The organism is Amycolatopsis sp. WAC 04169 (genome assembly GCF_003947535.1).
GTDB lineage: Bacteria > Actinomycetota > Actinomycetes > Mycobacteriales > Pseudonocardiaceae > Amycolatopsis > Amycolatopsis keratiniphila.
In genome coordinates this window covers 21311-35772 of sequence record NZ_QHJI01000019.1, presented here as the reverse complement: position 1 = coordinate 35772, position 14462 = coordinate 21311, and the positions used below count along the sequence as shown (strand labels likewise).

Annotated in this window: 7 protein-coding genes; 5 read left to right on the top strand and 2 right to left on the bottom strand. The window is 63.9% G+C overall.

The genetic code is table 11. From position 1 onward, the window contains the following. Positions 1 to 337: 337 nt before the first annotated feature. The 5 genes from DMC61_RS39590 to DMC61_RS39570 all read left to right on the top strand — a co-directional run bounded on the left by DMC61_RS39590 (position 338) and on the right by DMC61_RS39570 (position 12193). Entirely contained in the window at positions 338 to 9835 is a 9498-nt protein-coding gene (locus tag DMC61_RS39590; RefSeq protein ID WP_158634169.1) for a polymorphic toxin-type HINT domain-containing protein, read from the top strand. A 35-nt stretch (positions 9836 to 9870) separates the two neighbouring features. Continuing rightward, entirely contained in the window at positions 9871 to 10101 is a 231-nt protein-coding gene (locus DMC61_RS39585; protein WP_125695561.1) for a hypothetical protein, read from the top strand. A gap of 315 nt (positions 10102 to 10416) precedes the next feature. Then, the gene (locus DMC61_RS42180; protein ID WP_158634168.1) at positions 10417 to 10983 is read left to right on the top strand and encodes a polymorphic toxin-type HINT domain-containing protein; all 567 of its coding nucleotides are present in this window, start codon (positions 10417 to 10419) and stop codon (positions 10981 to 10983) included. 38 nt (positions 10984 to 11021) lie between these two features. After that, entirely contained in the window at positions 11022 to 11507 is a 486-nt protein-coding gene (locus DMC61_RS39575) for a hypothetical protein (RefSeq protein ID WP_125695559.1), read from the top strand. A 344-nt stretch (positions 11508 to 11851) separates the two neighbouring features. After that, on the top strand, positions 11852 to 12193 hold the full coding sequence (locus DMC61_RS39570) for a hypothetical protein (protein ID WP_125695558.1): 342 nt from the start codon (positions 11852 to 11854) through the stop codon (positions 12191 to 12193). A 123-nt stretch (positions 12194 to 12316) separates the two neighbouring features. Here the strand turns inward: DMC61_RS39570 and pip are convergent, their stop codons facing one another. Continuing rightward, a complete protein-coding gene (pip, locus tag DMC61_RS39565; RefSeq protein ID WP_125695557.1) occupies positions 12317 to 13276 on the bottom strand; it encodes a prolyl aminopeptidase in 960 nt (319 codons plus the stop codon). An 89-nt stretch (positions 13277 to 13365) separates the two neighbouring features. Further along, a complete protein-coding gene (locus DMC61_RS39560) occupies positions 13366 to 14340 on the bottom strand; it encodes a right-handed parallel beta-helix repeat-containing protein (protein ID WP_125695556.1) in 975 nt (324 codons plus the stop codon). Between the last annotated feature and the right edge of the window lie 122 nt (positions 14341 to 14462).

Genomic DNA, 14462 nt, shown 5'->3' with positions numbered 1-14462 from the left:
TGCCGGACGCTAGCGCCTGGTCGGGGTCACGTCATTCGGCTGAAAGTGTGATCCCGTGCGCCCCAAGACGGCCTGTGATAAACCTCATCTTCGGCTAACGCTGAAATCGCCGCGTCGAACGGGCGTTCGATGCCTTGGTGGACAAGTCCGGGTGTTCATTCAGGCACGGCCATTCGGCCCAAAATCGACAAAAGGTCTTGCCGGACTTCTCGGGGGCCAGCAATATCGACTCGCCGACCTGATCTGAAGGAGCCGAGGGCTGTCCTGGGTGGGCATCCCAAGGGGGGAAGTCATGAAGCGGATCCGTCGTAGACCTGTCCTGCGCGCAAGACTTCGGGTGACTCTCGCGTTGCTGCTGATCGTCGCCTTGGTCGCGACGCTGGGGCCGGCGGCTTCGCAGCGTTTCCCGTCGTCGGACGAAGCAGGGGCCGCCGCCGCGGCGGACGCACCGAAACAGCAATCGGGATCCGCCGAGGGTGTTCCGGACCGGCCCACAACCGACAGCCCGGCAGCGCCTGCGGTCAACAGGGCGACGGCCGTTTCACTTCAGTCGAAGTATCCGCCGCTGACCTTCCCCGAGCCCGCCGCGGACAAGCGCAGCAGTGCGAAGGCCGTACCGCCGCCCGCCCCCCAGGTCCGTGGTTTCGACGCACAAGCCAGTAAGGAACTGCCTCAGCAGCGCACCACGTACAGCAGTGTCTACGCCAATCCCGACGGTACGCAGACCACCGTGTACGGCCAGGACCCGTTGAACTTTCCGCTGCCCGGCGGTGGCTACGGCCCCGTCGACACCACCGCGGTTCCCGATCAAGCGGGTGGATGGCGCAAAGCGGGCGACGAACTCCAGGTCCACATGGGCCAGACGAGCGGCTCGATGCGGGTCAGTGATGCCTCGGGGCACGAGGTCGCATTCACCCTGCTCGGCGCGCGGGCGGTAGCCGGACGCGCGGAAGGCAACGCGGTCGGCTACCCCGACGTGCTGCCGAACGCCGACATGCGGGTCGAGTTCACCGCGGGTGCGGCCAAGGAATGGTTCGTACTCAAGAGCCCCGACGCGCCTCATGCATGGGAGTTCGCCCTCGACTTGAAGGGGCTCGAGGCGAAGATCGCCGACGGTCAGATCGTCTTCGCAGACCAAGCGGGTGCGGTCGTCCTGCGCGTGCCGGCCGGCTACATGATCGACTCCAGTCGGCAGGAAACCGGTGAGCCCGCCACCTCCCACGGCCTCACCTACCGGCTCGGAAACCGTGACGGTAAGCAGGTCCTCCGGGTGGAGCTCGATTCCGGATGGCTGCGCGACCCGGCCCGGGTCTACCCAGTGCGGGTGGATCCGACCGTGGTCAAGGAGTCGGTCAGCACCGGCAACATGGTGGTCGAGAACGGTGCGCGCTACACGAACCACCACGAGCTGCGTATCGGCCGCAGCGGGGGCAAGACCGCATCGAGCTTCCTGAGGTTCGGCGGGATCGGCGGCGACCTGAAGGACAACCGGATCTTCGGCGCCCAGCTGCAGGTCACCAACTTCTGGTCCGGTTCCTGTACGCCTCGCCCGATGTCGGTGCACCCCGTTACCGCGGACTGGGGTTCTTCAGGGACACCTCCGACCGGCGCGGCGCTCGGCGGAGGAGTCTTCTCGCACGGGTACATGGCGCCTTTGGCGACCCGATCCAACTGCCCGACGGCGCACGAGCTGATCGACCTCGGCGTCGGAGGCCGTGACCTCGTCCAGCAGTGGGCGAGCGGCTCGCCCAACCACGGTCTCGCGCTTCAGGCGCCGACCGACCCCGCGGCATGGAAGCGCTTCACCGGGTTCGGAACGGCCAACCCGCCGCGGCTGTACGTGACGCATTCGCCGTACAACGCCGATTACCGCATCGACCGTGCCACCCCGGAACCCCCGGTCACCCGGGCCACTCCTGGCAAGGTCAAGATCACCGTGACCAACCGCGGGGCGCAAGCGTGGTCGCGCAACGACTTCGCGCTGGGCTACCGCGCTTATGACCGAAGTGGGACGCTGCGCGATTCTCACGTGGCCGCGGAGCTTCCCGGTGATGTGGCGAGAGGCGCGTCCGTCACACTCGACGCCGAGATCAAAGCCATCGGTGTCGGTAGCTACCTGCTCGACTTCAGCATGCTGCGCAAACCGGGCGACTACTTCACCGATCATCAGGTCGCGCCGGCGCGGATCGGGCTCGACGTGTACGACGTGCCGCCGTTCATCAAACAGCAGTACCCGCCCAACGGCGCCTCTGTTCAGACACTGACGCCGCAGTTGTGGGCGAACGGGATCGACGTCGACCCACCCGCCGGCAGCACCCTGAAGTACCGGTTCGAGGTGTGTGAGAAGGGCGCGGACGACAACCCGGTCAACTGCTTCAGTTCAGCGCATCAGACGAGTCCTACTTGGACCGTCCCGGACAAGAAGCTGTTCTGGAACAAGATCTATCTCTGGCGCTCGTTCGCGTTCGACGGCAACAGCGAGAGCGAAGCGTTGCCCTTCAGCGCCATCTTGAGCGCTGTTCCGCAGCCCGCGATCACCTCGCATATGGCCATGACGCCGCACAGCGGCTCCGATCGTGACTTCGACCCGATGGTCGGCAACTACTACTCCAGCGCGGTCGACGTCCAGATCCCCACCGCGGGCCCCGATCTCAGTGTCATCCGGACCTACAACACGCTGGACCCTCGCCGCGACCACTGGTTCGGCACCGGTTGGGCGACGAAGTACGACATGCGGGTGGTCCGGGACTACGTGGGGAACGTCCTCGTCACCTATCCCGACGGCCAGCAGATGCGGTTCGGGCTCAACCCGGACGGCACCTATGCGCCACCGCAAGGCCGATTCGCCGCGTTCAAGTCCGTCCCGGAGGGTGGGTGGACCCTGACCGACAAGTCGGCGACCACGTACCGGTTCGACGCGGCGGGCAAGCTCACCGGATACACAGACGGCGTCGGACGTGGCGTGCTCCTGTTCTGGGAAGGGGAGAACCCTGTTCGTGCGCTGGACATCGCCAGCAAGCGCCAGATCGTCTTCCAGATCCAGGATCGCAAGGTCAGCAATGTGTTCGCCACCGAGGTCAACGGACAGATCCGGCAGTGGAAGTACTTCTACGAAGGAAATCGGCTGCGGCGGGTCGAAGACCCGATGGGGAACAGTACTCGTTACGACTATGTCGATCAGTCCCGCTTCCGCACGGTCGTCAACGACACGACGCCGGACGGGTACTGGCGGCTCGGTGATCAGACCGGGGATGTCGCGGTCAGCCAGGTCGCGCTCAACCGGGGCAAGGACAACGGCAAGTACCGGAACGTCGTACTCGGGGCACCGGGCGCGGTCCCGGGGTCGGCGGACAGCGCCGCGACGTTCAACGGTTCGTCTTCGTCGATCCAGTTGCCGGACGGTGCCGTCAAGAAGAGCAGGGACCTCGCGGTCGAACTGTGGTTCAAGACCAGCGGTTCCGGCGTGCTGCTCGGCTATCAGCAGAACGATCTCGCCGGGACGGTCCAGAACGCCTACACACCGGCGCTGTACGTCGGCACGAACGGCAAACTCCATGGTCAGTTCGCCGACGGTACGACCGCTCCGATGGTCACCCCGGGCGTGGTCAACGACAACAAGTGGCACCACGTAGTGCTTTCCGGCTCGCTGGCGACCCAGTGGCTCTACCTGGACGGCGTCCAGGTCGCGTCGAAGCAGGGGGTGATCGACCACGGCAACCAGACCAAGGCATACGTGGGAGCGGGTTTCGTCTCGGGTAACTGGCCCGCCAAGCCCGCTAACGATCATGGCTACTTCGCCGGGGCGATCGACGAAGTCGCGCTGTTCACGAAACCCCTCGGGGACAACGCGGTGCGTGAACATTTCCAGGCCGCTCAGCCTTCGGATGGGCTGAGCAAGATCGTCCTGCCCAGTGGCAGGATCGCCGCGGAGGTGGAGTACGACACGGTCAGTGAGCGGGTCAAGACCTACACCGACCGCAACGGCGGGAAGTGGCGGCTGGGCGTCCCGGTGGTCACCGGTGAAGAAAGCAACCTGATTCGCACCGTCCAGTTCGCCGACCCGGCGAACCGCAACCACACCTTCGACTACGACCCGGTCCGTGGCCGGATCCTGCGGACGGTCACTCCGCTGGGGCTCGGCGTACGCCCGGAGGATCAGACCGGCCAGCCCGCCGGCGAGGTCGGCTACGGGATCCGGACCTACGACTACGACGACGAAGGCAACCAGAACACCATCGTCTCCGAGAACCTCAACAAGGTCACACTCGGCTTCGACCAACGCGGCAACGTGATCAGCAAGCAGACCTGCTTGATGGTCGGGCAGTGCCAGACCGAGTACTTCGGCTATTACCTCAACTCCACGAACCCGCTCGATCCCGTCAACGACAAGGTCTTGTGGAGCCGGGACGGCAGGTCGACGAACGCGAGCGACAACCGGTACCTGACGACGTACTCCTATAACGCGAAGGGCGACCTCCTCACGCAGGAGATGCCCGACGGTGGGAAGGTCACGCACACTTACACGACAGGCACCGAGCAGTCGCTCGACGACGCGCAGTCGCCCGTCCCCGCGGACCTGCTCCTGAACACCGTCGGCGCCACGGGTGAAAACACCAACTACCGGTATTACAAGTCAGGCGATCTCGGCGAGATCCATCAGCAGTCCGGTATGCGCACGCGCTTCGTTTACGACGTCGGAGGGAGGCGGACGTCATCCACGATCTACGTGGACGCGTTCCCTGACGGCATCAAGACCACCTATGAGTACGACGCGCTTTCGAGAGTGATCGCGGAGACGGGACCCGCGACCACGAACAGCGTCACCGGTGTCAAGCACCAGGCCCGGACTGTCACCGCCTACGACGAGGACGGCAACGTCAAGCGGGAGGAGACCACCGACGTCCTCGGTGGCGACCCGGCCCGGGTCACCGCGCGCGAGTACGACGACCACGGGCGTCTCGTGAACCTCGTCAACCCCGAGGGCAAAGAGACGCGATACGGCTTCGACGTCTTCGGCAACCGGATGTTCGAGATCGATGCCAGTGGGGTGAAGCGGTCCTACGCCTACACGGCTCGCAACGAGGTCGCCGAAGTACGGCTGCACGATTGGCACGGTGGCGTGGTCGACCCGGCCGGGGGCGACGGTCGCCCCGGTGACGGTGAGGGCGACACCGATCCGGCGAACTCGAAGCCGACGGTGCTCGAGTCCTTCCGGTACGACGAGTCCGGGCGGCAGATTCTGCACGTCGACGCGATGGGCCGCACGACACGGAACAACTACTACGCCAACGATCTCGTCGCCCAGGTCGTGGCGGAGGGCTACAAGGATCCGGTCACCGGATACGTTCGCGACCTCGTGCTGGAGAACAACAGCTACGACGGTGCCGGGAACCTGACCAAGCAGACCACCGCGGGCAACCGGACCACGACCTACGAGTACGACGTCGTGAGCAGGCTCATCCAGACCAGGGAAGATCCCGGCAGGCTCGACCGCAGCACGAGGCTGACCTACGACCGCAGCGGCAACGTGATCCGCACCGAGAAGTCCGGCAACCCCTCGAACGCCGGTGGCGGGCAGGTGAACACCGCCGAGGTCACCGAATTCGAATACAACGCCTCCGGCCAGCGGATCAAGCAAACCGTCCACAATGGTCTGGAACGGCTGGTCACCCAGTGGGCCTACGACGAGCGTGGCATGCCGACGGCGGTGACGGATCCCCGCGGGAACCCGTCGTTGCCCGACTACACCACGACGATGAAGTACGACGAACTGGCCAGGCCCATCCAGGCCACCGGGCCGCGAGTCCGCACCGAGTCGAACGGCGGTGCGCCGGCCGACACCCGGGCGACGATGGTCACCGGATACGACACCTTCGGCTCGGTCACGCATACGAAGGATCCGCTCGGCCGGGTCACCACGGCGGAGTACGACAAGCTCGGGCAGCTCGTGAAGGCGAGTATGCCGTCGTACACGCCACCCGGTGCCACGGCGCCGATCACACCGACCAAGGAGATCCGTTACGACGCTATGGGGCGGGTGATCAAGCAGATCGACGCGCGTCAGCACGCGACCGAGCTCCGATACGACCAGCTCGGCAGGCTGCTGGAACGGCACGACCCGCAGGACGGCGGCACGGCCGCGGGGGTCTGGAAGTACTCGTACACGATGACCGGTCTGCCTCTGTCCGCGACTTCGCCGACAGGCGCCCGTGTCGAAGCGACCTATGACGAACTGGGTCGCAAGGTGACATCGACCGCGGTGGAGCGGTTCCCCAACCCGACTTCGCACACCACGCGGTACCGGCACGATGACGCGGGCAACGTCATTTCAGTCGAGAACCCGGCCGGCGAGAAGATCCTGAGCACCTACGACAAGCTGAATCAGCTGATCACCGCGGTCGATCCGGCCGGGGTCACCACCCAGCGTGGCTACGACCGGCAGGGACGTCTCGTCCGGGCCAGTGATGGCGCGGGCGTCACGAAGCGGCTCAACTACGACTTGGCGGGCCGCAAAGTCTCCGAGTTCGATGTCGATGGACAGTGGACGGGCTCGCAGCCGGTACTGCGGGAGCGCAAGTTCACCTACGACCCGGCCGGAAATGTGAAGACGGCAGAGGACTGGGAGAAACGCGTCACGACCTTCTCCTACGACTCGGCGAACCGGCTGTCCAGCCAAGTCGAGCCGGTCGCGGACGGTAAGACGATCACGACGTCGTTCGGCTATGACGCCGCCGGGAACCGCACCAGATTCACCGACGGCCGGACGAACAAGACCGTCTTCACCTACAACAGCCTGAACCTGCCGGAATCGGTGATCGAGCCGTCCACCGCCGCGCATCCCGCGGCTGCGGACCGGACATGGACACAGTCCTATGACGCGGCGGGCAACGCGACTCGTCTGACCGCGCCAGGGAACGTGAACCGTGATCGGACCTTCGATGCCTTGAACAGGATGGTGACGGAGACCGGCTCGGGCGCCGAGACGCAAACCGCCGACAAGACACGGACCTACGACGCCGACGGTCGTCTGCGGGTGGCGGGGAGCAACGCGTACACCTACAACGATCGCGGTGGTCTGCTGACCGCGACCGGTAGTTCCGGCGCATCGTCCTTCGAGTACGACACCGCCGGACGGGTCATCACCCGGACGGATGCCGCGGGCACGACCCGATACGGCTACCTCAAGGGGCGCCTGGACACCGTCACCGACGGTGCTACCGGTGGCGTGCTCACCTATGGCTACAACGAAGCCGGCAAGGTCAAGACGGTCGATTACGGCGCAGGGCGTGTCCGCACCTACGACTACGACAACCTCGCGCGGCCGAAGTCCGACGTCCTGAAGGAAGCGAACGGGACGGTTCTCTCGTCCATCGCCTACACATACGACCCGAACGACCGGGTCAAGACGAAGACGACCGCGGGATTGGCCGGCTCCGGGCAGAACAGTTACTCATACGACCACCAGGGGCGGATGCTCTCCTGGACCGACCCGGCAGGCAAAGCGACCGAGTACGGCTGGGACGACGCGGGCAACCGCGTCAAGGCGGGTGACAAGAACGCCACCTATGACGAACGGAACCGTGTGCTCGCCGATGGCGATTACACGTACGCGTACTCGCCGCGTGGTTCGCTGAGTTCACGCACGTCGTCCGGCATGGAGGAGAAGTACTCCTTCGACGCCTTCGACAGGCTGGTCAAGTTCGGCACGACCGAATACACGTATGACGACTTCGACCGGCTCGCGACCCGAGGCGGACAGAAGTTCTCCTACGCGGGGATGGAACGGGACGCTGTCAGCGACGGGGTCTCGCGCTTCGGCCGCGGGCCCGATGGCTCACTGGTGTCGCTTTCGCAGGGAACCGACTCCCGGCTCACGCTTTCCGACCGGCATGGTGACGTCGTCGGTGCCTTGGCGCCCGCGGCGGGTGGAGTCGTCGACTCGACGGCGTACGACCCGTACGGCAAGCGGATCGCGTCGACCGGTGCTTCGCGAACCGTCGGCTTCCAAGGTGACTGGACGGATCCCGACAACGGGAACGTCAACATGGGAGCCCGGTGGTATCAGCCGGGGTCCGGCACCTTCGCCTCGCGCGACAGCATCGAGCTCCCGTTCTCGCCGTCGATCAGCGCGAATCGCTACTCGTACGTCTTGGGTTCGCCGCTGAACTACTTCGACCCCGATGGTCACGGTTGGTTCAGTGATCTGTGGGACAAGGCGGGCGGCATCGTGCACACCGCCCTGGACGTGGCGGGCATGATCCCCGGGATCGGTGAGATCGCCGACCTGGCCAACGCCGCGATCTACGCGGTGGAAGGTGACTGGGAGAACGCGGCGTGGTCGGCTGCCGGCGCGATCCCGTTCGGTGGGAACGCCGCGACCGCGGCCAAGTGGGCGCGGAAGGCAGGCGACTTCATCGGCAATGGCCGGCGGGCGGGTCGTCACGCTGATGATGCGATCGGTCTGGGCCGTCGATATGGCGATGATGTCGCCGGTGCTGCTCGGCGGGGTGTCGACGATGCCGCGTCGGCTGCTGCTCGGAAGGCTTCGGCGGTGGCGGCTGCCCGTAAGGCGGCTGCGGCGGCCGCCGCAGCCGCGGCTCGGCGTGCTGCGGCGATTTTGGCGAAGAAGAAGGCTGCTGCGGCTGCTGCGCGGGGTGCTGCGGAGCGGACGGCGAAGCGAAATCCGATTCCGACGTTGAAGGCTGCGTTGAAGCCGGTGTTCAAGGGGACGGATCTGGTGTCGTCGTCTCCGTTGATGCCGGCTCGGGTGGTGCAGGCGTTCAAGGCGGATGTGCAGGATTCGGGTCGGGTTTTCGACTTCTTCAAGAAGCAGGTGGTGGGGGACGGGGCTGTCGTCCAGAACGTCGCGGAGACTGTGACGGCGGTGTCGGAGGTTGCTCAGCCGGGGGCTTCTCCTGATGAGATTCTGTCTGCTTTGGGTGGTTTGGCTGGGCGGAACAAGAGTCGGGGTAAGCATCACGACGAGTCGTCTGGTGGCGCGGATACGAGCTGTGTGTCGAACAACAGTTTTGATCCGAACACGCTGGTGGTGATGGGTGACGGGTCTCGTAAGCCGATCAAGGATGTGAGGGTCGGGGACAAGGTTCTGGCGAAGGATCCGACGACGGGGCGTTCTGCGGTTCGGGTGGTGACGGATACCCGTTCGCATGCGAGTAAGCGGACGTTGGTGGAGGTCGGTGTCGCGAGTGGGGCCGGTCGTGGGTCTGTGGTGGCGACGGATGAGCATCCGTTCTGGGTGGAGTCGGAGAAGCGGTGGTCTCACGCTGGTGATCTGAAGGCCGGTCATCGGCTGGAGACCGGTGATCATCGAGATGCGACGGTCACGGGGACGCGGTCGTGGTCTGAGGTGCGGCGGGTCTACAACCTGACCGTCGACACCGACCACACGTACTACGTCGTCGCAGGTCGGACACCTGTCCTCACCCACAACTGTGACAAGAAGCTTGACTTCGTGCATGGGACGACATCAACACACGCGGACAACATTGACGCCAATGGTCTGAGCGGTCAGGCAGCGCGGGCGAACGCCCATGGAGGCCTCTTGAACCAGCCGGGAAGCTTGTTCACTTACCAGGTGAACTCTACTGATAGTGAAACACTGAGCGCCGCAGCGTCGTTCGGTGCGACGCGTACCGAGACCGGGGAACGGCCGTCGATTCTCATCTTCCAGATGTGCCAGTGCGACTATGATCGGTTGAAAGAAGCTGGGCACATCCGGACCCGCGTCACGGACGAAGTCAGCAACAGGACTGAGCACATCTTCGGTCCGGCGGCGATGCCGTACCTGGAGAGGATCTACCGGAGGGACTTCTGATGGATCGGTCCGTTTGGGTGAATAGGAGCGTGGCGATGTCGGGTGCAGGCGGCTACGACGACAAGATGTCGCAAGTTGCAGACTACCTACACGACTACCGAAAAGTCCTGGAGCAGGTGCGGTCGTCCCGTCAAGGTCGTCCTATCAGTGAAGTGCGCCAAGCGTTGAGAGAGGGCTTCGAATCGGAGGGAATCGAAGTGTGGGATGAAGTGCTCGAAGACGCTGCTAAGCTGATTTCAGCAGAAGATATCGATTCCTCCGCGTGATTAATTTCTGTCAGCAGTGACACAATGAATCGTCGGACGAATTCGAGTGTAGATTATCGACAACCCTGGCGCCCGAAGGTCGGAGGTGCACTTGGAAGACGCAGGTGCTCGCATGGTTCTCCCTGGTGGCGTGCCGTGCACTTCTTAATTACGGGATGTTTGACCTTGGCCTGCTGTGTGGGAACATGCAATTTTGGATGAGTTCCTCTTTGCTTGGTCCTGCTCGTTTGAGGGCAAGGCTGACTAGTGACTTTTTTGTGATCTTCCGAATTCAAGTTTACGGATACCCGTTCGTATGCGAGTAAGCGGACGTTGGTGGAGGTCGGTGTCGCGAGTGGGGCCGGTCGTGGGTCTGTGGTGGCGACGGATGAGCATCCGTTCTGGGCGGAGTCGGAGAAGCGGTGGTCTCACGCTGTTGATCTGAGGGCTGGTCATCGGTTGGAGACCGGTGATCATCGGGATGTCACGGTTACTGGGACGCGGTCGTGGTCTGAGGTGCGGCGGGTCTACAACCTGACCGTCGACAGCGACCACACGTACTTCGTTGTCGCAGGTCAGACACCAGTCCTCACCCACAACTGCGGTGGCGGCAAGGACGCATCGGGAGCAAAGTGCGCATGTCCGAGTCGTCGTCCAACAACCTGGCGACTCGATGCAGTCGATCACCCAGGCAGTTCGATTCACGGAGCTGAACAAGGTGGCGACGGCCTAATGGTCACTATCGATCGACCGGGTGCGAGCAATCGGCGCGCCGCCAATCTCGACGGCATTCCGGCCATCTCAAGTTTTGACAGAGATCTCGATGATGAGGGCTGGGATTCGACCAATTTCGTTGGGTGGGTGGACGCCTCAGTGAGGAAGGATGCGCGGCTGCCCCGCTGATCCTTAAGTGTCGTCGTGCAGAAAGAGAGAATAAGCCGGTGGTCGCAGACTGGAAAATTGAGATTGTCGAGTGTGGTGACCTCGTTCAAGACGATGACGACGTTACTCCTCAAGATGAGGCTGAGCGTCGCTGGAATCGGTACGTCGAGCTGGCTGATTCAGTGATTGGCAATGAAGGTTCAGCTGGGGTCGCAGCAATCGTTGCTTCCTTTCGGGCTGAAGAAGATTACGGCGCCTATCAATCGGCGCACGCGGCTTTGCGGCGCTTTCCAGCTGAAGATCTTGGGAAAGGAGTGGCGCAGGCGGCTTCGGACATGCTCGCTATCCCGAAAGACAATAGTGGCAATGTTCTGATGATCTTGACGCGCTCCGACCCTATCGCGGTGAATAGCTTCAATGAGGAACTTGGGGTCACTGACTCAGGTCTGCGAAATGGCATGCGTCAGCTTGTAGAGTTTCATGAATCAGAAGAATGGCTCTCTGGTGTAGAAAGTCGAAATTTGTTTCTGGTGCCGCGGGTGTAGCAGGGGCGGCGATGTGTGGTCACTGTGCGGGCGTCCGGGCTGGTGCAGCAAGGTTCTCGCGGCTGCCGACCTTGTGGCCTGCGCTGACAGTCTCCCCGCACTCCAGTTCTCGGGAGCAAGATTCCCTCATGCGGGAATATGCGGCCGTAGGACGGCGGGCTGCTATCCGGGATACGCAGAGATCATGTGTCGCATCAAAGCTGAGGTGGTGCCGGCATCCGATTAAGAGATTTCGAGTGGAGGTGAGGGTGATAGGCTTGAACGTGGCACCCTTGCCAGATCATGCGCGTTAGTCTATCAGTCCGGACCGGATCGCCAGGGAATCAGTTACCGAGGGAAATGATGTGAGCAGGCAGCATCTTCGTATAAACCGTTTCGGATTTGCCGAATACGAAGACATGAGTGAACTCTCTCGTCAAGTGAACATTTCCGATCTGGTCGAGGTTTTGGGTTCAATCGTGGAATTCGTCTTCTCGGAAGAAACCGAATTTCTTGATTCGATGACAGACGAGGCCCAAGCGAACTTCGTGGTCCCTTTGGGAATGTCTGCGAAGATGCTGTCGAGTGGAGAATATTCGGCGATGGAGTTTGTCTCAGCGGCCTGCGCTGTGAGGTTTTGCGCCGAACCGCACATGGTGGAGTTCCCAGACGAACTCGCGCGGATGTTGTCTCGATTACCTAGATAACGAGGGCGAAGGAAAGGCTCCGCCCAGCTGGGCTGGCGGGGCCTTTGCAGTGCCGTGACGGTCGCATGAGTTCCAGGTTTCGCTGCCTGGCAGGCGCGGGCGAACTCAACTCAGGGGTCTTGGTCAAGCCGGCCGGAAGGAATCCGTCGCGGCCCGAAGTGCCGCCAGCATCCCCGGATCCGTCACCGCGTGCCCCGCAGCTTCAACGAGGTCCAGCTTCGAGTCCGGCCAAGCCCGGTGCAGCTCGTAAGCCGTCGCCGGCGGGCACACCGCGTCGTACCGCCCCTGCACGATCACGCCAGGAATCCCCGAAAGCTTCCCGGCCTCCCGGATCAACTGCCCTTCCTCAAGCCACGCCCCATGGCAGAAGTAGTGCAGCGCCAGCCGGGCGAACGTGACCGCGAACTCCGGCGACGCGTACTGGTTGTGGAAAGCGGGATCCGGGCGCAGGCAGACGATCGCGCCTTCCCAAGTGCTCCAGGCGATGGCCGCACGTTCCCGGATCGCCCGATCGGGGTGATAGACGAGCTCGCGGTACGCCGACAGCGGGTCGTCGCGGCGGTCTTCGGGGATCGGCGCGAGGAAGTCTTCCCACTCGCGGGGGAAGAGGTTCGCGGCACCGCCGTTGTAGATCCAGTCGAGTTCGCCACGGCGGACGGTGAACACGCCGCGCAGGATGATCTCGCTGACGCGGCTCGGGTGGGTTTCGGCATAGGCGAGGGCGAGGGTCGCACCCCACGAGCCGCCGAAGAGCTGCCACTGGTCGAGATTCAGCCGTTCGCGCAGCTTTTCCATGTCCGCGACGAGGTGCCAGAGGGTGTTGGCCGACAGGTCGACGTCCGGCGTGCCGATATGCGGGGTGCTGCGGCCGGCGCCGCGCTGGTCGAACAGGATGATCCGGTAGGCCTCGGGGTCGAAATGCCGCCTGGCCATGGGGGAGATGCCGCTACCAGGGCCTCCGTGCAGTACGACCACGGGTTTACCGTCCGGGTTCCCGGCTTCCTGGCAGTAGATCCGGTGCCCGTCGCCGACGTCGAGCATGCCCTCGGCGCGCACCTGGATCGGCGGGTACAGGTCATCCATAAGAACACTCTGCCCGAATCGGCGAGTGTCCGAAGGGTGGGGGCCCGCCCCCGCCGCCGGGCTGAGCGGGCCCCCGGTCTTCGATCGCGTCAGCAGCCCGCCGTGGCGGCCACGTTCGCGAATCCCTTCTCGGCACCGGTCACCTTGTTGCTCGCGCAGACCTTGTTGCCCGTCGCGGCCTTCACGAGATAGAAGCCGTACGCGTAGCTGGACTGCACGTCCGCGATGTTGCCGGAGAAGGTGTTGCCGCGGCCCCAACCGTCGAGCTGGACATGGACCTCGAAGCCGCCGTAGGTCGCGTCGTGCACGAAGACCTTGCTGCCCCGGTTGTCCGCGACCACGTAGTTGTTGCCCTTCATGTCCACCCAGCTGTCGGCGAAGTGCTCGCCGCTCTGCCCGGTCCCGTCGAAGACGTTGCCGCGCAGTTCGCCGCCGGTGGTGCCTTCCTTGATGTCGATCGACTCGGCTCGCACATTCGGGCCGATCTTGTTGTTCAGCGCCTTGTTGCGGTCGCTCCGGTCGGGCGTGCCGCCGGGCCAGTTGCCCTTCGCGGAACCGAAGTAGATGCCTTCGCCGTAGCCCGCGTACTCACGGCCGGTGTCGGTCACCTCTGAGTTCTTCACGACGTTGTCGGTGCTCGTGTACTGGAAATGGATGCCCTCGTGGCCGACGCCGGCGACCTTGATGCCGTCGACGACGGTGTTCTTGACGCCTGTCGCCATCAGGCCCTTCTGGCCACCAGTGAGAGTGAAGCCGGTCAGGTTCCAGTAGCTGCCGGTCAGTTCGAGCGTGCGCCCGGCCGATGCCTTGATGACGGCGCTTCGCGGACCCTTCAGCGTGATGCGGCTGCTGGACGTGCCGCTCTTCGCCGCCTTGAAGTTGCCCGTGAAAGTCGTGTCGGCCGCGAGTTCGATGACGGTTCCTGGAGTGACCGAAGCGAGCGCCGCCGTGAGCTGCTCCGAAGTCCCGACGCGGACCGTCGCGGCCTGTGCCGGGTACGCCGCCAGCGTCGACAGCAGGGCCGCACCGGCCGCAACGGCCAGAATCCGCTCACGAACACGCATCCGTGGTCCTCCTCGTCGAGGGATCGAAACTCGGTCGTGGCGGCGACGGGCTAGACGTTAAGCCTCTTTACGAATGAGAGTCAAGGACATGATTGAAGTTCATATACGTGAACAACTAAAGG